Source organism: Pyruvatibacter sp., from assembly GCF_040219635.1.
Classification (GTDB): domain Bacteria; phylum Pseudomonadota; class Alphaproteobacteria; order CGMCC-115125; family CGMCC-115125; genus Pyruvatibacter.
Genome location: NZ_JAVJSC010000004.1, coordinates 380,246 through 406,162 on the forward strand (window position 1 = coordinate 380,246; position 25,917 = coordinate 406,162).

Below are 25,917 nucleotides of genomic sequence, written 5' to 3' on the forward strand. Positions count from 1 at the left end.
CATGGATCGACCCACACCGCTTACATATTGACGTAAATCGGTCCGCCGCCGCCTTCAGGCACCACCCAGTTGATGTTCTGGCTGGGATCCTTGATGTCGCAGGTTTTGCAGTGGACGCAGTTTTGCGCGTTGATCTGAAAGCGCGGGTCTGTGCCATCATCATTGGTGACCACCTCATACACGCCTGCCGGGCAATAACGCTGGGCGGGTTCGGCCCATTCGGGCAGGTTCACGCCAATGGGAATGCTCTCGTCCTTGAGGCGCAGATGCGCGGGCTGGTCTTCCTCGTGGTTGGTGGACGACAGGAACACCGACGACAGCTTGTCAAAGGTGATAACGCCATCAGGCTTGGGGTAGGCAATCGGTTTGCACTTGGCGGCGGGCTTGAGGCTGTCCGCATCCTTTTTGCCGTGCTTGAGAGTGAACGGCAGGCCGATGCCAAGGTTGTTCATCCACATGTCGATGCCGCCCAGGCCGATGCCGATGAGTGTACCGAACTTTGACCACAATGGCTTGACGTTGCGCACGCGCTTCAAATCCTTGGCCACGTGGCTGGTTTCGTAGGCGTCCTGATAGGTGGTGAGTTCGTCAGCCGCGCGGCCATCGCGGATCGCTTCAAAAGCTGCCTGCGCCGCCATCATGCCGGTGGCCATGGCGTTATGGCTGCCCTTGATGCGCGGCACATTCACAAAGCCCGCCGAACAGCCCACCAGCACACCACCGGGGAATGATAGTTTGGGTACGGACTGATAGCCGCCTTCGGTAATGGCGCGGGCGCCGTAGCTCAGGCGCTTGCCGCCCTCAAACGTGCCGCGGATGGACGGGTGCGTCTTGAAGCGCTGGAACTCATCGAACGGCGACAGATACGGGTTTGAGTAGTTGAGGTGGACCACGAAGCCGACGGCCACCAGGTTGTCGTCGAAATGATAGAGGAACGAGCCGCCGCCGGTCTTGATGCCAAGCGGCCAGCCGAATGAGTGTTGCACCAGGCCCTTTTTGTGTTTGGCCGGTTCAATTTCCCACACTTCCTTGATGCCGATGCCAAACTTTTGCGGTTCGCTGTCGGCATCCAGCTTGAAGTTGCGGATGATGTGCTTTGACAGCGAGCCGCGCACGCCTTCGGCAAAAAATGTGTATTTGCCGAGCAGTTCCATGCCGGGCATGTAGGCGTCCTTGGGCTCGCCATTCTTGCCCACACCCATGTCGCCGGTGGCCACGCCCTTGACGGAGCCGTCGTCATTGTAGAGCACCTCGGCAGCGGCAAAGCCGGGATAGATTTCAACGCCCAGCGCCTCGGCCTTTTCAGCCAGCCACTTACATGTATTGCCAAGGCTCGCAATGTAGTTGCCGTCATTGTTCATCAGCGGCGGCATCATGAAGTTGGGCAGGCGGATGGACCCGGATGGGCCAAGCACCATGAAGTGGTCAGCCTTGACTTCGGTCTTGACCGGGCAGGTGTCGTCGCTGCGCCAATCGGGGATCAGTTCATCCAGCGCGATCGGGTCAATCACCGCACCGGACAGAATGTGCGCGCCAACCTCGGCACCTTTTTCAAGGACGCAGACGGAAATCTCGAAATCATTTTCCGCAGCCAGTTCCTTGAGCCTGATGGAGGCTGCAAGACCTGCGGGCCCTGCCCCGACGATAACCACGTCATATTCCATGGCTTCGCGCTGCTCAGGGTGCAGAATAAACCCCTGCGTCGCGTTGACTTCGCTGGCATTCTTGAGGGCGTCAGACACATCATTCTCCTACAAGCGGGATATCCGCGCACGCCGTGCCTTCTTACAGGCGGGGTGCAGCGGCGTTCGGCTGCCGGGCATAAAGCAAAACGCACGTAAAAGCATACAAAACTCCGCCAAACCCGGCATGGCGGACAGCGGTTATGGGGCCAAGCGATTGTGGGGGTCAAGCCGCCGTATCAGCCCATATGTAGAGACGTTGCCCTCCATCATCATGTGACATTGAGCCCTTTCCCCGATAAATCTAGCGTCCATGAGTACCATTTCCACTTCCAATACGCCCGATGCGCCGTCCGACGCCGATCTTGCGGACCTGTTGCGCTGGTTTGTACAGGCCGGAGCAGACGAGGCTATTGGCGACGAGGCCATAGACCGGCTGGCCCATGTGGAGCCACCCAAAGCAGCGCCTGTTCCAGCGCCTGCAAAACCGTCACAGCGGCCCGTCGTGCCGCAGGCTGCACCAGCCGCGCTGGCCGACGACAAGGCCGCGATTGAAGACGCGCGCGCGGCTGCCGCTGCGGCACAAACGCTTGAAGCGCTGCGCGATGCGATGGCGGCATTCACCGGCTGCCCGCTCAAGACCACGGCAAAAAACCTGGTGTTTGCCGACGGCAACCCCAATGCGAAAATAATGCTGGTGGGCGAGGCACCGGGGCGCGACGAGGACATTGCGGGACTGCCGTTTGTCGGCCGCTCCGGCCAGCTGCTGGACCGGATGCTGGCTGCTATCGGCCTGACCCGCGAAACCGTTTACATCGCCAATGTTCTGCCGTGGCGTCCGCCAGGCAACCGCACGCCAACGCCTGCTGAAACCGCCATGTGCCTGCCGTTCATTCAGCGGCACATCGAACTGATTGCTCCAGATATTCTGGTGTGCATCGGCGGGGTTTCCGCCAAGGAGCTGTTTGGCACCACCACCGGCATCACCCGCCTGCGCGGCCAGTGGCGCGATTATGAGATGAATGGCGGCGACACTGCCAAAAACGTGCCCGCCATTGCCATGCTGCACCCGGCCTATCTGTTGCGGCAACCTGCGCAAAAGCGCAACGCCTGGCAGGATCTGCTGAGCCTCAAGGCCAAGATGGCCGAGTTGGGCATTACGCCGCGCGTTTAACCATCTGCATGGCACGGGACTCGCATCGCAAGTGCCCAAGCGCTAGGATTTTCCAGAAACAGAACACTGCCGGGTGATCATCCTTGGATGACCATTTGCCCGGATCGGGGCCGGGGGGCCAAATGCACCGCAGACACACAGCCGCCGCCATTGCGCAGGCGCAAGTTCACACTGCTGCCGCCCGGTTTGCCATCATGGTCAGCGCCGGGCTTGTTGCGCTTGTGATGCTTCTTCATGCGCTTCCCGCCTCAGCAACACCTGTTGGCACACAGGTGCTTACAACCGCCGATGCTGATCGCTACACACAGATTTTCGGCCAGCAGAAGCGTGGCAACTGGAAAGCCGCCGACACACTCATTGGCGCCCTCGAAGATGATGTGCTGCTGGGCCACGTGCTGTATCAGCGCTACATGCATCCCACGGCCTATCGGTCCACTTACCGCGAGTTGCGCGGCTGGCTGGCCCAGTACGCAGACCATCCCGGTGCGGACAAAATCCACAAGCTGGCGATGAAACGGCGGGGCGGGGCCAGTGTGCCGGTGCGTCCGGTGCGGCGCGCCTTCCGCCCGACGGCCTATCACTCCGTTTATGCCGTTTCCGGGTCAAGCGCCGAGGGCCGCACAAGCTATGGGCGCACGGTCGCCAAGCAGGTGCGCTCGCTTATCAGGCGGGAACGCCCGACGCAAGCACTCAACCTGATTGACTCAGCGAAAGTCCGCAACCGTCTGGGTGCGGACGAACGCGCAGCGCTCAAGGCGCGTGTTGCGTGGTCTTATTATGTGGAAGGCAAGATCACCAGGGCGTTTGAGCTTGCGACCTCCATTGCCGCCAGCAACCGCCGCGATGCACCACTGGCGGACTGGTATGCGGGGCTGGCCGCATGGCGTCTGGACAAGCCGGACGTTGCCGCGCCGCATTTTGAAGCGCTTGCGGGAAACATTTCGGTTTCTGACTGGACGCGCTCTGCTGCGGCTTTTTGGGCTGCACGCTCCTATCTGGCGGCGCGCGACCCCGCCAAAGCCGTGCCGATGCTGGAAACGGCAGCAAGCACCGGCATGACGTTTTATGGATTGTTGGCGCAGCGCCAGCTTGGCCGCACACCCAAGGTCGAGTGGGCGGACCCGGTTGCCGACACCACCAGCAGGGCAGCCTTGCTGGCGGTCGATCAGGTGCGACGGGGGGCCGCTCTGGCGCAGCTTGGCAAAACCGGCATGGCGGAAGCCGAACTCAAGCGCGCCCATGGACGCCTCGACCCGTCGCTTGATCTGGCGCTTGCAACACTCGCCCGCGACCTCGGCCTACCGGCAACCCAGCTTGCAGTGGCGCTGGCCAGTCCACAGCCTTTGGGGGCAGCGCTGTTTCCAATACCTGACGTGGAACCCGATGGGGGCTATCAGGTGGACCGCGCTTTGGTGCTGGCAATCGCGCGGCAGGAAAGCAAGTTCATTGCCGATGCCAAAAGCCGCGCCGGTGCTGCGGGGCTGATGCAGATCATGCCGGGCACAGCCCACCACATTACCCGTGACGCCAGCTACAAGCGCGGCAATGCGCGCCTTCAGGATCCGTCGCATAATCTGGCGCTCGGGCAGACCTATCTGCAGGAGCTGATGGGCTATGGCGAGCCTTACGGCAACCTGTTCCAGATGGCGGTTGCGTATAATGCCGGGCCGGGCAACCTCATCCGCTGGACAAAGCAGATTGGCGACGATGCCGCCGACCCGCTGACCTTCATCGAAAGCCTTCCTGCGGCCGAGACGCGCGGCTATGTGGAGCGCATCATGACTAATCTGTGGCTCTATCGGTTGCGTCTGGGCCAGCCATCACCGTCGCTGGATCAGGCGGCAGCGGGCGAGTGGCCGGTATATGCGCAGGTTGAGCGAACCGCAGCGGCAGTCAGGGCGTCGGCCTTCTAAGCTGGGGTTTGCGGCGGGGAACGCTGTCATTTTTGTTTTGCCTACCGGGTTGAAAAGCGAGTGGGCCCCGGATCAAGTCCGGGGCAACGATTGGCGGTTTGGCAGTTCTTCAAACCAAACCCGTATCCCCGGGCTTGATCCGGGATCCACTCGCATCGGCTGCTAGCCGCAGCGCTCACGCCAGCGGGCATGGTCCGTGCCGCTGTCCACATCGGACAACTCGTCAAGCATTTTGACCCGCACCTCGCTAAAATTGGCACTGGTTTGCGCGCGCTCGCGGCCACTTGACCACTCGACGCCTGCAAACCCGCGCAGCACCCGTGGAAGACGCTTCTGGCCGATGAGCCAGTATCCTCCGTCCACGGAGGGCCCAATCACCACATCGTTGCCACCAAGCGCACTAAATGCCTGCGCAATGTGATGCGGGCGAATGTCGGGGATGTCGCTGCCGATGATGACCACCGGGCCGGGCGGCATGTGATCGAACACGCGCTGCATCCGCGCGCCCAGATCACCCTTTGCTTGCGGCAAAACACCGTGCGCGGTCTCAAGCCAGTGCGCGTGCTCCACGGCCTCATTGTCCGGACTGGCGGCTACCACCGTTGTCCAGCGGGTGTCTGCTGCCATCCGCCGGATCAGTCGCGCCAGCGCAACACGATAAAACCGGGTTGCCTCAACAGGCCCCACATCACGCGCAAGGCGTGTTTTGACGCGGCCCAAAGCGGGCGCCTTGGCCATGATGACGAGATGTTTTTGCATGAAAGTGCGCTAGCGCTTTTTATAGATGCGGGCGATGCGGTCCGGGTTGACGCCCAGATAGTACAGCATCAGGCACAGCGCGTTGCGCGATGAGCGGGCGATGTAGCCGTCATTCAAATAGCGCTCCGGGCTGGTGACGGCGGGGGTGCGTAAAAACACAAGGCGTCGTCTGCCGATGCGGCGCACCATGTCCACATCTTCCATGATCTGTAACGGGCGATAGCCGCCCAGCGCGTCGTAGCGGCGGCGCGATACCAGCAGGCCCTGGTCGCCATAGGGCAAACCAAAAAGCCAACAGCGCCACACAACCGTGCGCTCAAGCATGCGCGCCCAGAATGAGAAATCATCAAGCGCAAACCTGAAGACGGCGGCAAAATCCAGACCCTTGGCTCCACGCTTTTGCAGGCGGTCCAGAAGCGTTTCCACTTCTTCGTCCCAACCAGGCTGCAAAACTGTGTCAGCGTGCAGAAACAACAGCCAGTCGCCGCGCGCGGCCTGGGCACCGGCAGCAAGCTGGGTGCCGCGCCCGCGCGGTGCCTGCACGAAGCGTGCGCCGGCAGCCTCGGCAATGGCACGGGTTTCATCCGTCGAGCCGCCGTCTGCAATCACCACATCCTTGATGAGGCCGCGCACAGTGGGGCGCACCAGCGCCGCGAGAGTGCGCGTCAGGGACTTTTCGGCATTCAAAGTTGGAATCACAACGCTCAGCATGGTGATGATTCTAGCTTGAAAATGTTGCGGCTGCGAAATGTCTGCGCCGTTAACCTAAATGTTCTTGTATTGTTCTTTTTGATGTGATTTTATTCCTTGCATGAACAGCAAGGCCACCAAACGACAGGAGACGGATGGCCCGGCCAGCGCACGAGCGCTGCCGGACAAACAGATAGCGCGCGCTGCGACCATGCCCGTGTTTGCATTGGCTGCCCCCCAATCCGGCCAGCAAACACGTACCTCTCATACCCGGCATGACGCCGACACGTCCCAAGGCGGCACTCGCCCTGCCCCTACGCCTGCGGCACGTGCGGCATCGCTTCCGATTTTCGGACCGGGTATCGGCTCCCCCCAAGAGCTTAACGAGGCTGGCAAGGGTCGTGGCGCGCGTTCCAACACAACCGGCAGATATGAGAACCGGGCCGCTGAGACGTTTCACGACGGGTGGGATATTGAAGAGGACGCAAAGCCTCTTCGCACCCAGGTGAGCGAGGACGCGGCCCGGACCATTATCACCCGCAACCAGTCGCCCGACATTTCGTTTGACCGCTCCATCAACCCCTATCGGGGCTGTGAGCACGGATGTGTTTATTGTTTTGCACGACCGACCCACGCCTATATGGGGCTGTCGCCGGGGCTGGATTTTGAAACAAGGCTGTTTGCCAAGCCCAATGCAGCCAGGCTGCTGCGGCGCGAACTGGCAAAAAAGAACTATGAGCCGCGCACCATTGCCATCGGCACCAACACCGACCCCTATCAGCCCATTGAGCGCGAGCGGCGGATTACCCGGCAGGTGCTGGAGGTACTGGCAGAACATCGCCACCCGGTCGCCATTGTCACCAAGTCGGCGCTTGTGACCCGCGACATGGATATTCTCACTGACATGGCGCGTGATGGGCTGGTGAAGGTGGCGATCTCCGTTACCACGCTGGATGCCAAACTGGCCCGTGCGATGGAGCCGCGCGCCGCGACACCGACACGGCGGCTTGAGACCATCCGTAAGCTGAGTGAGGCGGGCATACCCACGAGCGCCATGATGGCGCCGATTATTCCCGCGCTCAACGACCACGAAATTGAAGCGCTGGTAAAAGCCTGTGCGCGGATGGGCGCACGCGAAGTGGGCTATGTGATGTTGCGGCTGCCGCTTGAAATAAAGGATCTGTTTGCGGAGTGGCTGGCCGATGTAACGCCCGACCGCGCCAAACGGGTGATGAAAATCGTCCGCGATATGCGCGGCGGCAAGGACTATGACGCTGAATGGGGCACGCGGATGACCGGCGGCGGGCCTTATGCGTGGACAACGTCGCGCCGGTTTGCGTTGGCGCGTCAGCGGGCCGGGCTGTCAGCGCAGCGGGCCTCGTTGCGCACGGACCTGTTTCAGGTGCCCGCGACCGGGCCGCGGCAACTGGCGCTGATTTAGCACTCATTTAACATTGTCGCATCATCGGGTCGCCGGATACGGTGGCGGTGTAATGCGCATTTTTACACTTTCCGTTGTTCTGCTTTGTGCGGGCTGTCTCACAGCGCCAACCGCGCAGGTGCGTGCCGCCGAACTTCCGGCCATGCTGGTGATCCCTGCCGGTTCGGTCACTGTTGGTGCGTATGCGGATGATCCCGCAGCGAGCGACGATGAGTTTCCACAGCGCACAGTAACGCTGGCAAATGATTTCAGACTTGGCATCATGCCCGTCACACTTGGTGCCTTCGCGCAGTTTGTGCAGGCAACCGGCCATGTCGCAGATAGCGGGTGCTGGGTCTTGTCCGCCGATGGCTGGGTGCTGGACCCGTCTGCAAGCTGGCAGGCACCCGGCTTTGACCAGACCGACAATCACCCGGTGACATGTGTATCGCGCACAGATGCGCTGGCCTATCTCAACTGGTTGTCGCTGCAAGCAGCGCAAAAGTTCAGGTTACCAACTGAAGCAGAATGGACTCACGCCGCAGGGGCTCCGGCGTATTGGGGCACACCGTATGACATCTGCATATTTGGCAACGTCAACGACATCACCGCCAAAAACAAAGTCGCAAAAGCGGCTGAACCGTGCACCGACGGGGCAATGCACACGTCGCCCGTCGGCAGTTACGCCGCGAACCCCAATGGCCTGCACGACATGATCGGCAATGTCTGGGAGTGGATGGCGGATTGTCATGCAGGGGGATATGACGCGCTGCCCGTCAGCGGCGCGGCGCAGCACACTGCAGGCACCTGTGATGCCTACGCTCTGCGCGGCCATTCGTGGACAGATGCGCCGGGGCCGGTGCGTCTTGAAACGCGGTATGCGCTGCCCGCAGACGCACGGCAATCCATGGTCGGGTTCCGCGTCGCAGCAGATGTGGCCCCCAGCGATGACTAACGCTCCGGACCTGTCGCTTGAGACCGACGCCTTTGCCACGGGCGCCAAGAACGTGTGCGGAATTGATGAAGCGGGCCGCGGGCCGTGGGCGGGGCCGGTGGTGGCCGCAGCGGTCATTCTTGATACCGCGTGGCTGCCCCACGGCATCAATGACTCCAAAAAGTTGACTGAAAGAGCACGTGATGAATTGGCTGCGGCAATCCATACCCATGCGCAGGTCGGTGTCGGTCTTGCCACGGTTGAGGAAATCGACCGGCTGAATATCAGGGCCGCGACATTTCTGGCGATGGCGCGGGCGGTGGCTGCCCTGCCCGCCCTGCCGGACATGGCGCTGATTGACGGGCGGGATACGCCTGACGTGGGCTGCCCGGCGCGGGCCGTCATCAAAGGTGACGGACGGTCGCTTTCCATTGCCGCCGCGTCGATCATCGCCAAGACAACGCGTGATGCCATGATGGTGGCGATGGACGCGGATTTTCCCGGCTACGGCTTTGCCCGTCACAAGGGATACGGCACAAAAGCGCATCGCGCGGCGCTGGAAAAGCTGGGGATAACGCCACATCACCGAAAAAGTTTTGCGCCAATTGCGCTGCTCCACCGCTAGATGTTGAGTCCACAGTTCGCAAAACGACTCGATCTTGTGTCCGTTAACGAAGGTTAACTCATTGATTCCAAACAGAATCTTGACGGCGAATCACGGCTGACTCACACTCCGCCTCCATAAAAAGCTCTTGGGGGGCGTATGCGTACCAATAAGAGCCGCGCGGACAGCCGTGCGGCAGTAAGAAAAGTCGTCCCGAAAGCCCGCAAGGCATCGGACCGGACCGCCGGCGGGGTCAGCCGTCTTATCAACACCGTCATCAACGCCGACAGCATCGAGGCGCTGTCGCGGATGCCGGATGCCTGCGTGGATGTTGTGTTCGCGGACCCGCCCTACAATCTGCAGCTTGAAGGCGAGTTGCTGCGCCCCAACAACACACGTGTGGACGGCGTCGATGACGCGTGGGACCAGTTTGGTTCGTTTGCCCACTATGATGAGTTCACCCGCGCCTGGCTGAGCGAAGCGCATCGTGTGCTCAAGCCTACCGGCACACTATGGGTGATCGGCTCCTATCACAATATTTTCCGGGTCGGCGTGGCGTTGCAGGACATCGGCTTTTGGGTGCTCAACGACATTGTGTGGCGCAAGTCAAACCCGATGCCCAACTTTCGCGGACGGCGCTTTACCAATGCGCACGAGACCATGATCTGGGCCTCCAAGGGCCGTGACGCCAAAGGCTATACGTTCAACTACGACGCCATGAAGGCGTTGAACGACGACCTGCAGATGCGCTCGGACTGGGTGTTGCCCATCTGCTCCGGCGGGGAGCGGCTGAAAGACGATCAGGGGCAAAAAGCCCACCCGACGCAAAAGCCCGAAAGCCTGCTGCACCGGGTTATTCTGGCGTCGTCCTCGCCCGGCGACATTGTGCTGGACCCGTTCTTTGGCACCGGCACCACGGGTGCTGTTGCCAAGAAACTGGGCCGCCGGTTTATCGGCATTGAGCGCGATCCTCAGTATGCGGAACTTGCACGCCAGCGTATTGAGCGCGTCAGCCATGCAGACCCTGAAGCCATTGAAGTGACCCAGTCCAAGCGCGCACAACCCCGCGTGCCGTTTGGCACGCTGGTGGAACGCGGCATGATTGAGCCAGGCACGGTGCTGTATGGCCCCGGCAAACGCCACAAGGCGCGGGTGCGCGCCGACGGATCACTGGCGGCAACAGGGGCCACCGGCTCCATTCACAAGATTGGTGCGCATGTGCAGGGGCAGGAAGCGTGCAACGGATGGACGTTCTGGCATTTGAAAACCGACGCGGGTCTCAAGCCCATTGACGTACTGCGCCAGAAGATACGCGCCGAAGCCAATTAGCCCTGGCGCTTAGCCTTGAACTGCTTTGCGGCGTCAACGTCTGCGTGCGCCACAACTTTGCGCATGACGGTTGGCAGGGCGCGGGTGTGAAGGGCTTCAACGGGCACCCAGTCGCCAGGTGCCCTGCCGCGCGTTTTCACTTTTGCAGCAAACACTTTCAGCTCCAGCGCAAAATGCGTGAATACGTGAGTGACGGTGCCCGGCAGCGCCTGCCATTTGGCCGGCATTGGCGCTGCATCCTGTAAGGTGTCTTGATCGCGCCGCATTTCCAGCCACTCGCTGCCTGGGATTTCATCCATGCCGCCAAGCAAGCCACTTGGCGGGCGGGTGCGCACGAGCACATGGCCGTTGTGGTCGGTGAGCCAGAAAGCGGCACCGTAGCGCGTAGGCTTTGCTTTTTTGGGCGGCTTCACGGGTAGCGTTTCAGCAATTCCCAAGGCGTGGGCCTGACAGTGCTCCGTCCACGGACAAAGTGCACAGGCGGGTTTTCTGGGAGAACACAGAGTTGCGCCAAGGTCCATAGTTGCCTGCGCAAAGTCGCCGGGGCGGGCACGCGGCACCAGCGTTTGCAGCACGGCGCGTATTTCAGTTTTGGCTGCGGGCAATGGTGTATTGATGGCAAAAAGGCGCGACATGACGCGCTCGACATTGCCGTCCATCACGGCGGCGGGCTGGTTGAACGCGATTGCCGCAATGGCGGCGGCTGTGTATGGGCCGATGCCGGGTAACGTCAGAAGCACTTCTTCGGTATCGGGGAAAACGCCCCCATGCCGGTCCACCACAGCCATGGCGCAGGCATGCAGATTGCGGGCGCGGCTGTAGTACCCAAGGCCCGCCCACGCGCTCATTACGTCAGGCGCAGGCGCTGCGGCCAGATCGCCGATCGTCGGCCACAGCCGGACAAACTTTTTAAAGTATGGACCAACGGTTTTGACCGTTGTTTGCTGCAACATGATTTCTGACAGCCAGACGCGGTAGGGGTCTGGCTGCGTGCCGTTTTTTCGCGCTGCGGGCAAAATACGCCACGGCAGATCACGGGCATGACGGTCATACCAGCGCAGCAGATCGCGGGCTTTGGGCGTGCGTTCCTGCGTCATTGTCGCTGTGTCATGTCGCCGTGTCATGTTGTCAAATGCACCCTGTAGCGGGGCAAAACCCCACGTTTTTGTGATCGCCAATGCTCTGACGCAGACTTAGCATGGCGTCTCAACCCGTCTAGCGTTAGACCTGTTTGTCATTCTGCAAATAACCATCTCCAAATAACCATGGTCCAAATGCCACCTTTTCGTCCCATTCCCCGCTCGGTGCCCAAGCGTCGGCTTGAGCTTAAGCCCCTGGGCAAAACTCTGGACGGGCTGACGCGCAAGGCATTTACGAAGTTCGGCTTTGCGGACGACCATGTGCTGAAACGCTGGAGCGAAATCGTGGGTCCGCAGATGGCACGGCTGACATCGCCCGAACGGCTGTCGCGGCCCGTTAAAGGTACGGGCAAAGGCACACATAGCGGCAGCGTTTTGACGGTGCGCGTTGCGGGCGCTGCGGCCCTTGAGATGCAGCATATGGCCCCGCAGCTAGTGGACAAGATCAACAGCTTTTATGGCCGTCCTGTGGTGGGCCGCCTCAAGCTGGTTCAGGGGCCGTTGCCCGACAAACCCAAATCGCGCAGCCACCCTAAACGCACGACGCCGCTCCCCGCAGTGAATACCGCGCGTTATCGCATTGACGACCCGGAGCTGGCAGGTGCGCTTGCAAGATTTGAAGCCGCCATTATGGCCAAGAGCGACTAGACTGCCCGAAGCCCTTTTTTGCACCGAGTATGGAGCCAACCCCAATGAATGCCCGCACCCCTGAAACTGCCGATACACCGTCTGTCAGCCGCCGCACATTCGGCGCGCGACTGGCACTGACTGCCGTTGTGGCTGCAACGCTGGGCCTTGCCGCCTGTGGTGACGCAGGCACCGGCAGCGCAGACAGTGCGGGCGGCAACCCGGCACTGGCAGTCGAGCATCCGCTTGGTGACATCACGCTGGGCGACCCCAATGCACCGGTGACGCTGGTGGAATATGCGTCGTTTACCTGCGGGCATTGCGCGGCATTCCACACGGTGAACCTGCCGCCGCTGAAGGAAAAATACATCGAGACCGGCAAGGTGTTTTACATCTTCCGCGAATATCCGCTGGACCCGGTAGCCACCGCAGCTTCCATGCTGACGCGCTGTGTTTCGCCGGACCGGTATTTGCAGTTTGCGGACGTGTTGTTTGCCCGCCAGCAGCAATGGGCCTTCAGCGAAGACCCGCGTGCGGCGCTTGAGGCGATTGCACGCCAGGGCGGCATTTCGTCAGGTCAGTTTGAAGCCTGCATGACCGATCAGGCGGTTCTGGACGGGCTGCGCGAGGTGCAGCGCCACGCCCAGGAAGACCTGCAAGTGCAGGCGACACCTACGATTTTTGTCGGCACCGAGAAGATCAACGGCAATCTGCCCTGGCCCGCCCTTGAAGAGATCATCACAAACCAGTTGCCCGGCTAAGCCGAATCGGCGGATCAAAAGGGTTAGCAAACCTTTAACGGCGCTGCGTGTTCGCTGTGAGCGACCGCGCAGCGCCTTATCCGGGGCGCCCATGTCAGGTGGGCGAACAGTATTTTGAAGCTTTCGCGTCTGCGGCTCACCGGCTTTAAGTCCTTCGTTGAACCCACCGAGCTCATTATCGAGAACGGGCTGACGGGGGTTGTCGGCCCCAACGGGTGCGGCAAATCCAACCTGCTGGAAGCGCTGCGCTGGGTAATGGGTGAAAGCTCCTACAAGTCCATGCGTGCCAGTGGCATGGATGACGTGATTTTTTCCGGCACGTCAGGCCGCCCGGCCCGCAACATGGCCGAAGTTGTGCTGGCGATCGAAAACAGCGACCGCACGGCACCAGCCGCCTTCAACAACGCGGACGAAATTGAAGTTTCCCGCCGCATCGAGCGCGAAATGGGCTCTGCCTACCGCATCAACGGGGCAGATGCGCGCGCGCGTGACGTGCAGACCTTCTTTGCAGATGCCTCCACCGGGGCGCATTCACCGGCGCTGGTGAAACAGGGGCAGATTGGCGAACTGATTTCGTCCAAGCCACAGGCGCGACGGCGTATTCTGGAAGAGGCTGCCGGCGTGTCCGGCCTCCACTCCCGGCGTCACGAAGCTGAACTGCGCCTCAAGAGCGCCGAGACCAATCTGGAACGCCTTGATGACGTCATGGCCCAGATTGAAGGCCAGTTGCAGAGCCTCAAGCGGCAGGCGCGGCAGGCAACACGCTTCCGCAATGTGTCGCGGGATATTCGGCGGGCGGAAGCGCAGGCGCTGTACCTGCGGCATCGTGCGGCGTCCAACGTTGAAGCCACACATGTCACGGGACTTGAAGCCGCAGACCGCGCGGTGGCAAGTGCCACTGAGGAAACAGCCCGCACATCGCGGCTGCAGGTTGAAGCCTCGGCGAAACTGCCGGAACTGCGCGACACCGAGTCCCGCGCGGCGGCGGCCTATCACCGCCTGACGGTTGAGCGGGATCAATTGGCCAATGAGGCACGCCAGGCCGAACAGGCGCTTGAGCGGCTGGATGCCCTGCTGCGGCAAATCAACGACGATTTGACCCGCGAGCGTGATGGCATTGCGGATACAACCGAGAGCCTCACGTCGCTGGGTGAGGAAGAAGCAACACTCAAGGCCGCTGATGCTGGTTCGGACGAGGCGCGCGCGCAGGCCGAAGCAGAGGTTGCGCGGCTGAGTGCCGAACTGACGCAGAAAGAAACCGGCGTTGAAACGCTTTCAAGCGAACTGGCGGAGCTTGCCGCGCGGCGTCAGGCACTGACCCGGCGCATTGATGAGACAAAAGCGCGGGCGCACAAGCTGGCGCAGGCACGCGACACGCTGGCCGCAGAGCGCGAACAGATTGCCCGCTCCGCCGATGTACAGGCCGCCATGGCAGGCCGACGCGCAGGCGTTGAGCGGACGCGCGAAGCCGTGCGTGCCGCAGAAGCCGCCACGCAGGATGCTGAGCGTGCCCGCACGCAGGCCGCCGCAACCGAAGAACAGGCGCGCGGGCCGCTTGGTTCAGCGCAGCAACGCCTTGGCAAGCTGGAAGCGGAAGCCTCCGCACTGGCAGACCTGTTGCGCGTTGCCGACGGTGATCTGTGGCCGCCGCTGATCGACAGCGTGTCGGTTCGTCCGGGCTTTGAGGCGGCATTGGGTGCTGCCCTTGGCGAAGACATTGAGCAGCCTGCCGACGAAGCAGCGCCGGTTCACTGGCACACATTGCCCGCCATTGACCATGCGCGCGGCCTGCCGGAAGGGGCGGAACCGCTCTCCACTTACGTGACCGGCCCCGCAGCCTTGCAGCGTCGGCTGTCGCATGTGGGGCTGGTGGACAAGGCGCTTGGCCGCGCGTTGCAGGCTCAGCTTTCGCCAGGGCAACGCCTTGTGTCCAAGCAAGGTGACCTGTGGCGGTGGGACGGGTTTACCGCGGCTGCCGACGCGCCGACCGCTGCCGCACAGCGTCTTGCCCAGCGCAATCGCCTTGCCGAACTTGATGCGGAGCTTGAAGCGGCCCGCGCCGAAGTAAAGCGTCTGGGCACTCTGCATGAGGCGGCACAGGCAGGCGTGCGCGATGCGGCGGCACGCGAAAATGCCGTGCGTACCGAGTGGAAATCAGCACAGGCCGCGTTGACTGCCGCGCAGGATGCTTTGGCCGAAGCTGAGAAGGCCGCGTCGTCGCAGATCACCCGGCTGGCCGCTGTTGATGACGGGCTGGCGCGCACTGCCAGCGACATTGAGGAAACCCGTGTGGCGCTTGAGGCGCTGACGGCAGAGGCGAATGCACTGCCGGACGAAGCTGAAAAGCGGTCAGCGTTTGATGCGCTGCGCGCGCAAGTACAAACCCTGCGCCAGGAAACCAGCCACGCGCGTGCCGCCTTTGACGGGCTGGCACGCGAGGCTCAGGCGCGCACCCAGCGGCTGGCTGCCATCGGCATTGAACGCCAGCGCTGGCAGGCCCGGCTTGAAACAGCCAACCGGCAGATCGCCACGCTGGAAGAGCGGCTTGCCTCAACCAAAGCGGAGCGCACAACGCTTGAGCAGGTGCCTGCGCAGGTGGAGGAAAAAGCCAAGGCGCTGATGGGGCTGTTGTCGGACTCGGAAAAAACCCGGCAGGATGCAGCGGATGCACTGGCCAGTGCGGAAAGCGACCTGGCCGAAGCCGACAAGGCGGCCAAAGAAGCCACCGCTGCCCTGAGCCAAGCGCGTGAAACACGGGCCCGCATTGATGCCATGCTGGAAGGCGCGCGCAACCAGGTGGCGGAGGCCGCCCGGCTCATTCACGAAGCCTTTGAGGTGACGCCTGACGCTGTGCTGGCGGCGGCTGACATCAGCGATGACGAGGCGCTGCCGGAACTCGATGATGTGGAACGCAAGCTTGAGCGCTACAAGCGCGAGCGTGAAAACATGGGCGCGGTCAATCTGCGTGCCGAGGAAGAAAGCCGTGAGGCGCAGGAGCAGCTCGATTCCATGACGAGCGAGCGCAGCGACCTTGAACAGGCCATCGCCAAGCTGCGGCAGGGCATCGGCAGTCTCAACCGCGAAGGCCGCCAGCGTCTGATGGCAGCGTTTGACACGGTGAACGAAAACTTCACCCGGCTGTTTACACGCCTGTTCGGCGGCGGCACGGCGCATCTGGAGCTTGTTGAATCGGATGATCCGCTGGAAGCAGGCCTTGAGATTTTTGCCCGCCCGCCCGGCAAGCGACTGACCACGCTGTCGCTGCTTTCTGGTGGCGAACAGGCATTGACGGCCATGTCGCTGATCTTTGCGGTGTTCCTCACCAACCCGTCGCCCATCTGCGTGCTGGACGAAGTGGACGCACCGCTGGACGATGCCAATGTGGAACGGTTCTGCAAGCTGCTCAACGACATGCGCGGCGAAACAGACACCCGCTTTTTGGTCATCACCCACCACCCCTTCACCATGTCACAGATGGACCGCCTGTTTGGTGTGACGATGGCAGAGCCGGGCGTCAGCCAGCTTGTGTCGGTTGATCTGGCCGGTGCCGAAGCCATCCGAGACGCGGTGTAGCCGTATTCTTTCGCACAACCAGCATCCTCCCGCTTGACCGGGGGATCCATCGGGCGTTGCATCGACTGTCATCGGTACAAAGAACAAGAGGCTGAAGCCATGCCCTCCATCCAGATCGAAAAAACCATCAAGAGCACGCCTGAGAAGGTGTTTGATGTGGTGGCGCATCTGGATGTCTTTGCCCTCGCCGTTCCCTCCATCCGTGCGGCAGAATGCCTGACCGATATTGAGCGCGGCGTCGGCTGCCAGTATCGGGTGGCCCGCCTGATCGCCGGACGTGAGCGGTCGACGATTTTTGAGGTCGTTGAATACGAGCCCATCGAAATGGTGCGCATCATGTCGGAGGCGGGAGGCGCCACGTGGGACGCAACCTTCGACATTTACAAAAAAGGCAAGAGCACGCAGCTTGTCTGGACCCTCGACGGCAAACCACAGACGCTCAAGGCGCGCATGGCAGCACCATTGGTGATGGGCGGCATTGAGCGCGTGCTGGCGCCGGACCTGGATGCAGTCAAAATCTACTGTGAACGGGGCTGAAACCGCCTTGCCGGGTGTCTATTTGCTGCAACGCGAAAGAGTCGGCACGAAACAGCGGCTGCGACACTTTGGAGAGCGCGTTTTTTGTCAATAAAAACATATAGTTACACCCCTTCCCGCGTTGCTTGACAGGGGGTATGGGCGAAACTATGGTGCGCCCGACTTCAACCCCAAGCGAAGCGTGTTGCAACGGTTTGCGGCGGGAATCCTTCCAGTTCATGTGGGCATTCGCCCCAAGGCAGGTCATCTACAGCGGTTTCATGCAGTGTCAGTCGGCTGGTCATGTCATGACCAAACGCAGATACCTTGCAGGGAATTGGCCGCACACCGTGAGAGCTTCAGGGTGTTTGCTGAGAGATGAACGCCATGGACGACAAACAGGATTTCGACCGCCGCCTCGACGAAGCACGCAAGCGGCGGGTGAACAACGGACCGGAAAACCGCCAAACGGCATTCGGTCAGGCCTTTCGCCTCTCAAGTGAGATGGTGGCGGGGGTTCTGGTCGGCGGGTTTATCGGGTGGACATTGGATAACTGGCTGGGCACTGAGCCCTGGCTGCTGCTGGTGTTCTTCTTTTTTGGTATTGCTGCAGGCATTCTCAATGCCGTTCGCGCTGCCAACGAGATGAACAAACAGTCGAGCGACAAAAACGAAGACTAGGTCGCGGCGTGTCGCGGTCATTATGGGTGTTAAGAGGCAAAGATGGCTGCTCCAGCTGAACCGGGCGCGTTTCCAGTAGATCCCATGCACCAGTACGAGATCGTGCGGCTGTTGCCGATCGAGCTGTTTGGCTTTGATGCGTCATTCACCAATTCCGCCATGTGGATGGTCGCGGCGATTACGGCGATTTCGGTCTTCATGATTTTCTCGGTCTCGTCGCGCGCGCTGGTTCCCGGCCGCTGGCAGTCGATGGCCGAACTCTCCTACGAGTTTGTGGCTAACATGCTGCGGCAGAACACCGGCAACGAAGGCCAGCCGTTCTTCCCGTTTGTTTTCTCGCTGTTCATGTTCATTTTGTTTGCCAACATGTTTGGCCTGCTGCCCTACTCGTTCACGGTGACGAGCCACATCATTGTCACCTTTGCGATGGCGATTTTTGTGATTGGCGGCATCACGCTTCTGGGACTGTACAAGCACGGGCTTGGCTGGTTCCGGCTGTTCGTGCCGTCCGGTGTGCCGATCATTCTGCTGCCGCTCATCACCATCATTGAAATGATTTCCTATCTCACCCGGCCTTTGAGCCTTTCGGTCCGGCTGTTCGCCAACATGCTGGCGGGCCACACCATGCTCAAGGTGTTTGCCGGGTTTGCCATCATGCTCGGCGCCTGGGGCGGCTGGGCACCTCTCGCCTTTATGGTGGCGTTCACGGGGCTGGAAGTGCTGGTGGCATTTCTGCAGGCCTATGTGTTTGCCATTCTCACCTGCATCTACCTCAACGATGCGCTGCACGTTCATCACTGATCGGGCGTATCACTACTCGGTTTGACTTCACCGGCCGTCACTGAAGACCGTCGGCAACATTTCTAAGGAGACTTCGACATGGAAGCGGAAGCTGCAAAATACATTGGTGCCGGTATTGCCTGCATCGCCCTTGCCGGTGCCGGTCTTGGTATTGGTAACATCTTCGGTAACTACCTTGCCGGCGCTCTGCGCAACCCGGCAGCGGCCCAGGGCCAGTTCCCCAACCTTCTGCTCGGCTTTGCCCTTGCTGAAGCCACGGGTCTGTTCGGCCTCGTTGTCGCAATGATGCTGCTGTTCGTGGTCTAAGACTGCACTTCGCAGTTTCCAGACCATCAGCATACGGAAAGGTTCGTGAGCATGGCCGATACGTCCATGACCTCTGACTACGAGACGCCAATCATCCTTGCTCAAAACACAGCGGGTGAAACAAGCGTGCTTGTCATTGGTGAGCAGGCAGAAGCAGGGCTTGGCATTGCAATGGATGATGCACAGTCCGGCGGTATGCCTCAGCTCGACTTTTCCACCTTTGCACCGCAGTTGATATGGCTGCTGCTGACGTTTGGCGTGCTCTATTTCCTGATGTCGCGCGTGGCTCTGCCGCGCGTGGCACAGGCGCTGGAAATCCGGCGGGACCGGATCGCCAACGATCTGGACCAGGCCGCACAGTTCAAGGCTGAAACGGACGCTGCCATTGAGGGCTACGAAACGGCGCTGGCGGAAGCCCGTGCCAAGGCCCATCAGATTGCGTCTGACACCCGCGAGGAGCTGGGTCGCGAGACCGATGCCCTTCGTGACAAGCTGGAAGCAGAACTGGACCAGAAGCTGGAAGCAGCAGAAGCCCGGATCACTGCCACCAAAACCGACGCCATGAGCAATGTGCGCGGCATAGCGGCTGATGTTGCCGCTGCCGTTGTGGCACAGCTTGGCATTTCCGGCGTTGATGCTGCGAAGGTTTCGCAGGCGGTTGACGCGGAACTGAAGGGCTAGAGGAGCCAAAGCATCATGTTGTCGCTTTTTTCCGATAGCAGTTTCATTACTGCCATTTCGTTTTTTGGCTTTGTCGGGCTGCTGCTGTATTTCGGCGTTGCCGGGCGCATCACGTCGGCGCTTGATGCGCGCGCTGATGCCATCAAGACCGAGCTGGAAGAAGCCCGCAAGCTGCGCGAAGAAGCGCAGGCCCTGCTGGCCCAGTATCAGCGCAAGCAGCGCGACGCCGAGGAAGAGGCGCAGGAAATCGTGTCGCAGGCACGCCACGAGGCCGAACGTCTGGCTGCTGAAACAAAAGTAAAACTCGATGAGCAGGTGGCACGGCGCACAGCCCTTGCCGAACAGAAAATTGCCATGGCTGAATCACAGGCCATGAAGGATGTCCGCGACGCTGCAACGGAAGTGGCCATTGCGGCCGCCGCCAAAGTGCTGGCCGAAACCAGCGATGATGCCCGTCAGGACGCCCTCATAAATGACAGCCTGGATCAGGTGCGCCAGCGTCTCGTTTAGGCAGGGTTGCAGCAACCGAGTAAAACGCCCCGCCCTCATCGGCGGGGCTTTTTGTTGACCACGGTGTGCGCTGAAACACCATCTGGAAGGATGGTCTCGCGGCCAGCGCATCCTGGATCCTCCGGTCAAGCCGGAGGATGGTAGTTTGGCGGTGGCGTTAGGCCTTGTGCTTTTCAACAACGATAGAACCCCGCCATCCTCCGGCTTGACCGGGGATCCACGCGGCGGCTAAACGGCCTCAATGGTTAGTTCGGGCCACATGCCTTGCCATCGCGCGCACTTGGCAGCGTAGTGCTCGGCTAAAAAGTTGGCACTCGCGTTCGGGCGAATGCGCAACTGCGCCATGTCGTCGAGGCCATCAGGCGCATAGATGCGCTGCTGTCCGTCAAGCGACACGCCGACCTTGCAGGCGATCGCCAGAAAGCGATCAATGCCCTCGCAGGCGGAAGACAGCGGCGCGTAGTCGATGCCGAAATGATCTTTGTACCAAAGGTGCACGCGTGCCTGATTGCGCACCTCGATACTGATGTCGAGATCCTGGAACAGGTCTGCCGCACGGCGTATCTGCTCGTCCTCCGCTTCGTAGGATGTGTCGCGATCAAAATAGAAAATGTCATAGTCCTTGATACCGTGTCCGGCGGGCCGGTCTGTCAGCGCGTTCCAGACGGTCTGAAACAGGCTGCCTGAGACCAGCCACGCATCAGCAAGACCAAGCGTCGGCGCACGATGCAGAATGGCAGCATTGGCCGGGTTTCTTTGAATGAGGGTGAGAAAGTCGGCGTCGGTCACTTTCAGACCTTACGCCGATTCTTTCTTGTACCAGCCCACTGCCGTATCCCCGGGCTTGACCCGGGGCCTACTCGCATTTGCGACCCTGCACCTAGGATTTGAGCACCGCCCGAAGCAACACCAAATGCACTCTCAGTGGCTTTTCCCTGCAGATCAGCGAGTGGACCCCGGGTCAAGCCCGGGGATACGGGAATGAGGCGAAGCGCCATTACTACTGCTCGAGCGCGCTACCCCTATTCCGCTGCCTGCGCCGGGGCTGGTGGTGTCCAGCGCAGCACCGGGTTGCGGGCGGCGGTGGTTTCATCAAGGCGGCGGCGTGGTGTGAGTTCGGGGGCGTTCTTGAAGCGTTGCGTATCGCCGGCTTTTGCAGCTTTGGCAAGATCCAACATGCAGCCGATGAACTCGTCCAATGTCTCCTTGGACTCGGTTTCCGTTGGCTCAATCAGCATCGCGCCATGCACAACAAGCGGGAAATAGACCGTCATCGGGTGGTAGCCCTCGTCGATCATTGCCTTGGCAAAGTCCAGCGTCTCAATGCCGGTTCCCTTGAGGAAGCGATCATCGAACAGTGCCTCGTGCATACACGGACCCTCAAAGCTCGCCGTCATTTCGCTCTTGAGGGTTTCCAGCACGTAGTTGGCGTTCAGCACGGCGTCTTCGGCCACTTGCCGCAGACCATCCGAGCCGTGGCTCATCATGTAGGACAGCGCGCGGACGAACATGCCCATCTGGCCGTGGAAGGCGACCATGCGGCCAAACGGCGTTGCGTCTGACGATGCGTCGTCCTCCACCAGCCGCAGACCTTTTGCATCGCTCACCACATAAGGCAGCGGCGCGAAGGGGGCCAGGGCATCCGAGAACACTACAGGGCCTGCACCGGGACCACCGCCGCCATGAGGTGTGGAAAATGTCTTGTGCAGGTTGATGTGCATGGCATCCACGCCCAGATCGCCCGGCTTCACGCGGCCGACAATGGCGTTGAAGTTGGCGCCGTCGCAATAAAAATAGCCGCCTGCCTCGTGAACGGCATCGGCAATTTTGCGGATGTCACGTTCGAACAGGCCGCAGGTGTTGGGGTTGGTGAGCATGATGCCCGCAACGTCCGGGCCGAGCTTGGCCTCGAAGGCTGCAAGGTCCACGCGGCCTTCGTCGGTGGCTGGAATGGCGTCAACGGTAAAGCCGCAGGCTGCCGCCGTTGCCGGGTTTGTGCCGTGGGCACTTTCAGGCACCAGAATGCGGGTGCGGGTGGCTGCTTCGCCCCGCGCTTCAAGGGCTGCGCGCATGGCCATGATGCCGCACAGCTCACCGTGGGCACCTGCCTTGGGCGACATGGCGACGGCAGGCATCCCGGTAAGCTCCATCAGCCAGCGGGCCAGTTCGTGCATGAGTTCGAGCGCGCCGGGCACAGTGGATTGCGGCTGCAGCGGGTGCACGTCCGCAAAGCCCGGAAGGCGCGCCATTTTTTCGTTGAGGCGCGGGTTGTGCTTCATGGTGCATGAGCCCAGCGGATAAAAGCCTGCGTCAATGGCATAGTTCTTCTGTGACATGCGCACGAAATGGCGGACCACTTCAGGCTCTGACAGACCGGGAAGGCCAACGGCCCCCTTGCGTTCAAGGCCGCCAAGGCGTGACGCCACACCGTCGGGTTCGGGCAGGTCCACGCCGCAGGCACCCTCGCGGCCGCGCTCGAAAATCAGCTGCTCTTCGTGGTCAAGACCGCGATGGCCGGTGAATGTTGTTTTACTGCTCATGACAGAACCTCGGTAAGCGCTGCGGCATAGGCTGCGCGGTCAGCATCCGTGTTGACTTCAGTTGCGGCGACAATAATCAGATCACTGACCGATTTATCATCGGGCATCAGCCGTGACGCGGGCACACCGCCCAGCACGCCTTTTTCGGCAAGAGCCTCAATCACCTGCGCGGCAGGTTTAGGTGTCCGCACTGTGAACTCATTGAAGAATGCTGGTGTCAGCACGTCTGCACCGGGTACGGCAGACAACGCGTCCGCCAGCTTGATGGCGCTTTCGTGATTGAGGGCGGCAAGGCGGGTGAAGCCTTTTTCGCCCAGCAGGGCCAGATGAATGGTGAAAGCCAGGCAGCACAGACCCGAGTTTGTGCAGATGTTGCTGGTGGCTTTCTCACGGCGAATATGTTGTTCGCGGGTAGAGAGTGTCAGCACATAGCCGCGCTTGCCATCCGCATCCACGGTTTCACCGGCCAGACGGCCCGGCATCTGACGCACGTATTTCTGGCGGGTGGCGAACAGACCCACATACGGCCCGCCGAAATTAAGCGCGTTGCCGATGGACTGGCCTTCGGCCACCACAATATCTGCCCCCATCTCGCCGGGGGTCTTGAGGGCACCCATGGAAATGATTTCGGGAATGGCGACAATCATCAATGCGCCTTGGGCGTGCGCCGCAGCAGCAATGTCGGTCAGATCGCGCACATTGCCGAAAAAGTCCGGGTACTGAACGACGACGCAGGACGTGTCGTCGTCGATCCGGCCTGCAATGTCTTCAGCACTGGTCGGCGCGGCATCCAGCGCAACAACACCATCGCCTGCAAACCGGGCCGATGTCTCAATTACGGCGCGGTAATGCGGGTGCAGGTTGCCCGACAGCAGCGCCTTGTTGCGGCGGGTCACGCGGTGCGCCATCTGCACGGCTTCGCCACACGCGGTCGAGCCGTCATACATGGAGGCGTTGGCCACATCCATGCCGGTCAGCAGGGCTACCTGGGTTTGAAACTCGAACAGATATTGCAGCGTGCCCTGCGAGATTTCCGGCTGGTAAGGCGTGTAGGAGGTCAAAAACTCCGAGCGCTGGATCAGGTGATCCACCGAGGCGGGCACGTGGTGCTTGTAGGCGCCACAGCCAACGAAAAACGGCACGCTTCCCGCGCTCGTGTTTTTAGCGGCCATGGCAGACAAAGCGCGCTCGACCTCAAGTTCGCCCTGGTGAGGCGGCAGATCAAATGTGTGCTTGATGCGCGCGGCTTCCGGCACATCAATGAACAGATCATCAATGCTTTTGGCACCAATGACGCCGAGCATCTGCTGGCGGTCGTCCGCCGTGAGGGGAAGGTAACGCATCAATCGAGCTCCGCCAGATAGGTTTTGTACTCGTCTTCGGACATCAGTTTTTCGAGTTCGCTGGTGTTGCTCAGCCTGAGCTTGACGAACCAGCCGCTGCCCATTGCGTCGTCATTGACGCCGGCAGGCGCATCCGCCAGCCCGTCATTGATTTCGATAACTTCGCCGGAGACCGGCGCATAGACCTCAGAGGCCGCCTTGACCGATTCGACAACGGCAGCCTCGTCGCCCTGCCCCACGGTTTTGCCGATGTCGGGCAGTTCCACATATACAACGTCGCCCAGTTGCTCCTGCGCGTAATCGGTAATGCCCACGGTGGCGGTATCGCCTTCAACGCGCACCCATTCGTGGTCCTTGGTGTATTTGATATCAGCCATGTCGATTCCTATTTTGCGTAGCGATGGGGCGCGAAGGGCAACCTGGCCACATGCGCGGTGCGCGGCTTGCCACGCACAATGAGATCAAGAGAAGTGCCTACCTTGGCGTGCGCTAAGGCCACATAGCCCATGGCGACGGGGCCGTCTGTGGTGGGGCCAAAGCCGCCGGAGGTGATTTCGCCCACCGCCGCGCCTGCCACCTGTATTTCGGTGTGGCCGCGCGCGGGGGCCTTGCCGTCGGGCAGAATGCCGACGCGCTTGCGCGACGGGCCATCGGCAAGCTCCCTGAGAATACGCTCCGCACCCGGAAAATCTCCGGCCACACGGCGGTGTTTGGGAATGACCCAGGCAATGGAGGCTTCAACGGGCGAGGTTGTTTCGTCAATGTCATTGCCGTAGAGACAAAGCCCGGCCTCAAGACGCAGGCTGTCGCGGGCACCAAGGCCGATCGGCTCCACTTCATCATGCGCCAGCAGCGCGCGAGCCATCGTCTGCGCGTGGGCAGCCGGTACGGAGATTTCAACGCCGTCTTCGCCGGTATAGCCCGAACGGCTGACGTGGCAGTCGATGCTTTGCCCCCCGACAACAAACTCCGCGCTTGTGGCGCTCATGAAAGTAAGGTCAGCGGCCTGGGGGCAATGACGCGCCATTACCTCAACTGCCGCTGGCCCCTGAAGGGCAAGCAGCGCACGTTCAGTGGCCGGAGCCAGCGTAACACCTTGTGGCAGGCACGACGCGATGTGCGCGTAGTCAACATCCTTGCGCGAGGCATTGACCACCAGAAACAGGCGGCCATCGTCATCGGCTGATGCTGAACGCGCGACCATCAGGTCATCGATGATGCCACCGTCGTCGGTGAGGAGAACTGTGTAACGCTGCTGGCCGCGCGCAAGGCCCCGCATGTCACCGGGCACCAGGGCTTCGAGCGCGCGCGCCGTGGTCTCATGGTCCGGCCCTTCAAGAAACGCCTGCCCCATGTGCGAAACATCAAACAGACCGGCTTTGGCACGGGTGTGGTTGTGTTCGCCAAGCACGCCGAGCGGATATTGCACCGGCATATCGTAGCCTGCGAAGGGGACCATTTTGGCCCCCAGCTCCACATGCAGCGAATGCAGGGGAGTTGTTTTCAGATCGTGAGAAGAACCATCAGCCACTGGGTATTTGCTTTCGACAGACTCATGAGACCGCCCGCCCCCGGCGCTCAACATAAAGAGCCAATGGCAAAGCGCCCCCTCTGTCGAAAAACCTGAGAGATTCACCCAACCTGAAGCGATGTGCTGTAACCGGCACAAGCCTCGGTGGCGGGCTTACTCCTTCGGTGAGCGTCGCAAAATGACCTGCGCACTGCTTTCCAGAGTGTCATCCCCACGCGGTCCCTGGTGCCTGAGAGTTTCCGGGGCGGTTGCTCCTTCGGCGCCTTTGGGCAGGTGTTCAAACATGAAACCACCCACCCGCCAGTCTCTCCCGCGCGGGTTAGGCTGACCGATGCGATGATAGGGAGGCGCGGGCAGGAGTCAACGAAGCCAACTCAATATGAGCAACAAAGCTGGGGATATG

24 protein-coding genes and 2 riboswitches are annotated in these 25,917 nt (G+C 61.1%); of the genes, 15 read left to right on the forward strand and 9 right to left on the reverse strand.

What is annotated here, in order from left to right; all coding sequences use genetic code 11:
* Window positions 1-20: 20 nt before the first annotated feature.
* Window positions 21-1,664, reverse strand: coding sequence for an electron transfer flavoprotein-ubiquinone oxidoreductase (locus RIB87_RS10580; protein ID WP_350146572.1), 1,644 nt, complete (start codon window positions 1,662-1,664; stop codon window positions 21-23).
* A gap of 331 nt (window positions 1,665-1,995) precedes the next feature.
* Here RIB87_RS10580 and RIB87_RS10585 point away from each other — a divergent pair, with 331 nt between their 5' ends.
* Window positions 1,996-2,856 (forward strand): uracil-DNA glycosylase, encoded by an 861-nt coding sequence (locus RIB87_RS10585; RefSeq protein ID WP_350146349.1) that lies wholly within the window; start codon window positions 1,996-1,998, stop codon window positions 2,854-2,856.
* Window positions 2,857-2,978: 122 nt separating this feature from the next.
* Window positions 2,979-4,769 carry a lytic transglycosylase domain-containing protein gene (locus RIB87_RS10590; protein ID WP_350146351.1) on the forward strand — a complete coding sequence of 597 codons (1,791 nt, stop codon included), beginning with the start codon at window positions 2,979-2,981 and terminating at the stop codon, window positions 4,767-4,769.
* 162 nt (window positions 4,770-4,931) lie between these two features.
* On the opposite strand, the gene RIB87_RS10595 is transcribed toward RIB87_RS10590, so the two are convergent.
* A complete protein-coding gene (locus RIB87_RS10595) occupies window positions 4,932-5,528 on the reverse strand; it encodes a TIGR04282 family arsenosugar biosynthesis glycosyltransferase (RefSeq protein WP_350146353.1) in 597 nt (198 codons plus the stop codon).
* A 9-nt stretch (window positions 5,529-5,537) separates the two neighbouring features.
* The gene (locus RIB87_RS10600) at window positions 5,538-6,239 is read right to left on the reverse strand and encodes a TIGR04283 family arsenosugar biosynthesis glycosyltransferase (protein WP_350146355.1); all 702 of its coding nucleotides are present in this window, start codon (window positions 6,237-6,239) and stop codon (window positions 5,538-5,540) included.
* Between the two features lie 100 nt (window positions 6,240-6,339).
* On the opposite strand from RIB87_RS10600, the gene RIB87_RS10605 reads away from it, so the two are divergent.
* The 4 genes from RIB87_RS10605 (at window position 6,340) to RIB87_RS10620 (ending at window position 10,505) form a co-directional block, all read left to right on the forward strand.
* Window positions 6,340-7,659, forward strand: a complete 1,320-nt coding sequence (locus tag RIB87_RS10605; protein ID WP_350146357.1) for a PA0069 family radical SAM protein — start codon at window positions 6,340-6,342, stop codon at window positions 7,657-7,659.
* A 52-nt stretch (window positions 7,660-7,711) separates the two neighbouring features.
* A complete protein-coding gene (locus RIB87_RS10610) occupies window positions 7,712-8,593 on the forward strand; it encodes a formylglycine-generating enzyme family protein (protein WP_350146359.1) in 882 nt (293 codons plus the stop codon).
* Window positions 8,586-9,197, forward strand: a complete 612-nt coding sequence (rnhB, locus tag RIB87_RS10615) for a ribonuclease HII (protein WP_350146362.1) — start codon at window positions 8,586-8,588, stop codon at window positions 9,195-9,197. Before RIB87_RS10610 ends, rnhB begins: the two co-directional genes overlap by 8 nt.
* 138 nt (window positions 9,198-9,335) lie before the next feature.
* Window positions 9,336-10,505 (forward strand): site-specific DNA-methyltransferase, encoded by a 1,170-nt coding sequence (locus RIB87_RS10620; RefSeq protein WP_502943239.1) that lies wholly within the window; start codon window positions 9,336-9,338, stop codon window positions 10,503-10,505.
* Here the strand turns inward: RIB87_RS10620 and mutY are convergent.
* Window positions 10,502-11,602, reverse strand: coding sequence for an A/G-specific adenine glycosylase (mutY, locus tag RIB87_RS10625; protein WP_350146365.1), 1,101 nt, complete (start codon window positions 11,600-11,602; stop codon window positions 10,502-10,504). The two genes, RIB87_RS10620 and mutY, sit on opposite strands and share 4 nt — an antisense overlap.
* Window positions 11,603-11,779: 177 nt before the next feature.
* On the opposite strand from mutY, the gene RIB87_RS10630 reads away from it, so the two are divergent.
* The 9 genes from RIB87_RS10630 (at window position 11,780) to RIB87_RS10670 (ending at window position 20,100) form a co-directional block, all read left to right on the forward strand.
* Complete coding sequence (locus RIB87_RS10630; protein ID WP_350146367.1) at window positions 11,780-12,292, forward strand: DUF721 domain-containing protein; 513 nt, start codon at window positions 11,780-11,782, stop codon at window positions 12,290-12,292.
* A gap of 44 nt (window positions 12,293-12,336) precedes the next feature.
* Window positions 12,337-13,032: a DsbA family protein gene (locus tag RIB87_RS10635; RefSeq protein ID WP_350146369.1), complete on the forward strand. Its 696-nt coding sequence runs from the start codon at window positions 12,337-12,339 to the stop codon at window positions 13,030-13,032.
* Between the two features lie 114 nt (window positions 13,033-13,146).
* Window positions 13,147-16,605: a chromosome segregation protein SMC gene (smc, locus tag RIB87_RS10640; protein ID WP_350146371.1), complete on the forward strand. Its 3,459-nt coding sequence runs from the start codon at window positions 13,147-13,149 to the stop codon at window positions 16,603-16,605.
* A 99-nt stretch (window positions 16,606-16,704) separates the two neighbouring features.
* A complete protein-coding gene (locus RIB87_RS10645) occupies window positions 16,705-17,142 on the forward strand; it encodes an SRPBCC family protein (protein ID WP_350146373.1) in 438 nt (145 codons plus the stop codon).
* 366 nt (window positions 17,143-17,508) lie between these two features.
* Window positions 17,509-17,802: an AtpZ/AtpI family protein gene (locus tag RIB87_RS10650; RefSeq protein WP_350146375.1), complete on the forward strand. Its 294-nt coding sequence runs from the start codon at window positions 17,509-17,511 to the stop codon at window positions 17,800-17,802.
* Between the two features lie 42 nt (window positions 17,803-17,844).
* Window positions 17,845-18,603, forward strand: a complete 759-nt coding sequence (locus RIB87_RS10655; RefSeq protein WP_350146377.1) for a F0F1 ATP synthase subunit A — start codon at window positions 17,845-17,847, stop codon at window positions 18,601-18,603.
* A 78-nt stretch (window positions 18,604-18,681) separates the two neighbouring features.
* Complete coding sequence (locus RIB87_RS10660; RefSeq protein WP_043948497.1) at window positions 18,682-18,909, forward strand: F0F1 ATP synthase subunit C; 228 nt, start codon at window positions 18,682-18,684, stop codon at window positions 18,907-18,909.
* Window positions 18,910-18,960: 51 nt separating this feature from the next.
* Window positions 18,961-19,590, forward strand: coding sequence for a F0F1 ATP synthase subunit B (locus tag RIB87_RS10665; RefSeq protein WP_350146380.1), 630 nt, complete (start codon window positions 18,961-18,963; stop codon window positions 19,588-19,590).
* 15 nt (window positions 19,591-19,605) lie between these two features.
* Window positions 19,606-20,100, forward strand: a complete 495-nt coding sequence (locus tag RIB87_RS10670; protein WP_350146382.1) for a F0F1 ATP synthase subunit B family protein — start codon at window positions 19,606-19,608, stop codon at window positions 20,098-20,100.
* Between the two features lie 228 nt (window positions 20,101-20,328).
* Here the strand turns inward: RIB87_RS10670 and RIB87_RS10675 are convergent, their stop codons facing one another.
* The 5 genes from RIB87_RS10675 to gcvT all read right to left on the reverse strand — a co-directional run bounded on the left by RIB87_RS10675 (window position 20,329) and on the right by gcvT (window position 25,514).
* Window positions 20,329-20,889, reverse strand: a complete 561-nt coding sequence (locus RIB87_RS10675; protein WP_350146384.1) for a nucleotidyltransferase family protein — start codon at window positions 20,887-20,889, stop codon at window positions 20,329-20,331.
* A gap of 233 nt (window positions 20,890-21,122) precedes the next feature.
* Window positions 21,123-22,640, reverse strand: coding sequence for an aminomethyl-transferring glycine dehydrogenase subunit GcvPB (gene gcvPB, locus RIB87_RS10680; protein ID WP_350146386.1), 1,518 nt, complete (start codon window positions 22,638-22,640; stop codon window positions 21,123-21,125).
* Window positions 22,637-23,983 carry an aminomethyl-transferring glycine dehydrogenase subunit GcvPA gene (gcvPA, locus tag RIB87_RS10685; RefSeq protein ID WP_350146388.1) on the reverse strand — a complete coding sequence of 449 codons (1,347 nt, stop codon included), beginning with the start codon at window positions 23,981-23,983 and terminating at the stop codon, window positions 22,637-22,639. Before gcvPA ends, gcvPB begins: the two co-directional genes overlap by 4 nt.
* Window positions 23,983-24,360: a glycine cleavage system protein GcvH gene (gene gcvH, locus RIB87_RS10690; RefSeq protein ID WP_350146390.1), complete on the reverse strand. Its 378-nt coding sequence runs from the start codon at window positions 24,358-24,360 to the stop codon at window positions 23,983-23,985. The genes gcvPA and gcvH overlap by 1 nt, the downstream gene beginning before the upstream one ends.
* 8 nt (window positions 24,361-24,368) lie before the next feature.
* Window positions 24,369-25,514 carry a glycine cleavage system aminomethyltransferase GcvT gene (gene gcvT, locus RIB87_RS10695; RefSeq protein WP_350146392.1) on the reverse strand — a complete coding sequence of 382 codons (1,146 nt, stop codon included), beginning with the start codon at window positions 25,512-25,514 and terminating at the stop codon, window positions 24,369-24,371.
* 76 nt (window positions 25,515-25,590) lie between these two features.
* A riboswitch (glycine riboswitch) is annotated at window positions 25,591-25,719 on the reverse strand.
* Between the two features lies 1 nt (window position 25,720).
* Window positions 25,721-25,837, reverse strand: a riboswitch (glycine riboswitch).
* Between the last annotated feature and the right edge of the window lie 80 nt (window positions 25,838-25,917).

Coding starts and splice junctions, on each gene's coding strand:
- RIB87_RS10585 (WP_350146349.1), top strand. CDS start 1,996: ATGAGTACCATTTCCACTTCCAATACGCCCGATGCGCCGTCCGACGCC.
- RIB87_RS10660 (WP_043948497.1), top strand. CDS start 18,682: ATGGAAGCGGAAGCTGCAAAATACATTGGTGCCGGTATTGCCTGCATC.
- RIB87_RS10610 (WP_350146359.1), top strand. CDS start 7,712: ATGCGCATTTTTACACTTTCCGTTGTTCTGCTTTGTGCGGGCTGTCTC.
- gcvH (WP_350146390.1), bottom strand. CDS start 24,360: ATGGCTGATATCAAATACACCAAGGACCACGAATGGGTGCGCGTTGAA.
- mutY (WP_350146365.1), bottom strand. CDS start 11,602: ATGACGCAGGAACGCACGCCCAAAGCCCGCGATCTGCTGCGCTGGTAT.
- RIB87_RS10655 (WP_350146377.1), top strand. CDS start 17,845: ATGGCTGCTCCAGCTGAACCGGGCGCGTTTCCAGTAGATCCCATGCAC.
- RIB87_RS10600 (WP_350146355.1), bottom strand. CDS start 6,239: ATGCTGAGCGTTGTGATTCCAACTTTGAATGCCGAAAAGTCCCTGACG.
- RIB87_RS10635 (WP_350146369.1), top strand. CDS start 12,337: ATGAATGCCCGCACCCCTGAAACTGCCGATACACCGTCTGTCAGCCGC.
- gcvPA (WP_350146388.1), bottom strand. CDS start 23,983: ATGCGTTACCTTCCCCTCACGGCGGACGACCGCCAGCAGATGCTCGGC.
- RIB87_RS10645 (WP_350146373.1), top strand. CDS start 16,705: ATGCCCTCCATCCAGATCGAAAAAACCATCAAGAGCACGCCTGAGAAG.
- RIB87_RS10670 (WP_350146382.1), top strand. CDS start 19,606: ATGTTGTCGCTTTTTTCCGATAGCAGTTTCATTACTGCCATTTCGTTT.
- rnhB (WP_350146362.1), top strand. CDS start 8,586: ATGACTAACGCTCCGGACCTGTCGCTTGAGACCGACGCCTTTGCCACG.
- RIB87_RS10650 (WP_350146375.1), top strand. CDS start 17,509: ATGGACGACAAACAGGATTTCGACCGCCGCCTCGACGAAGCACGCAAG.
- RIB87_RS10620 (WP_502943239.1), top strand. CDS start 9,336: ATGCGTACCAATAAGAGCCGCGCGGACAGCCGTGCGGCAGTAAGAAAA.
- RIB87_RS10580 (WP_350146572.1), bottom strand. CDS start 1,664: ATGGAATATGACGTGGTTATCGTCGGGGCAGGGCCCGCAGGTCTTGCA.
- RIB87_RS10590 (WP_350146351.1), top strand. CDS start 2,979: ATGCACCGCAGACACACAGCCGCCGCCATTGCGCAGGCGCAAGTTCAC.
- RIB87_RS10630 (WP_350146367.1), top strand. CDS start 11,780: ATGCCACCTTTTCGTCCCATTCCCCGCTCGGTGCCCAAGCGTCGGCTT.
- gcvPB (WP_350146386.1), bottom strand. CDS start 22,640: ATGAGCAGTAAAACAACATTCACCGGCCATCGCGGTCTTGACCACGAA.
- RIB87_RS10595 (WP_350146353.1), bottom strand. CDS start 5,528: ATGCAAAAACATCTCGTCATCATGGCCAAGGCGCCCGCTTTGGGCCGC.
- RIB87_RS10605 (WP_350146357.1), top strand. CDS start 6,340: ATGAACAGCAAGGCCACCAAACGACAGGAGACGGATGGCCCGGCCAGC.
- RIB87_RS10665 (WP_350146380.1), top strand. CDS start 18,961: ATGGCCGATACGTCCATGACCTCTGACTACGAGACGCCAATCATCCTT.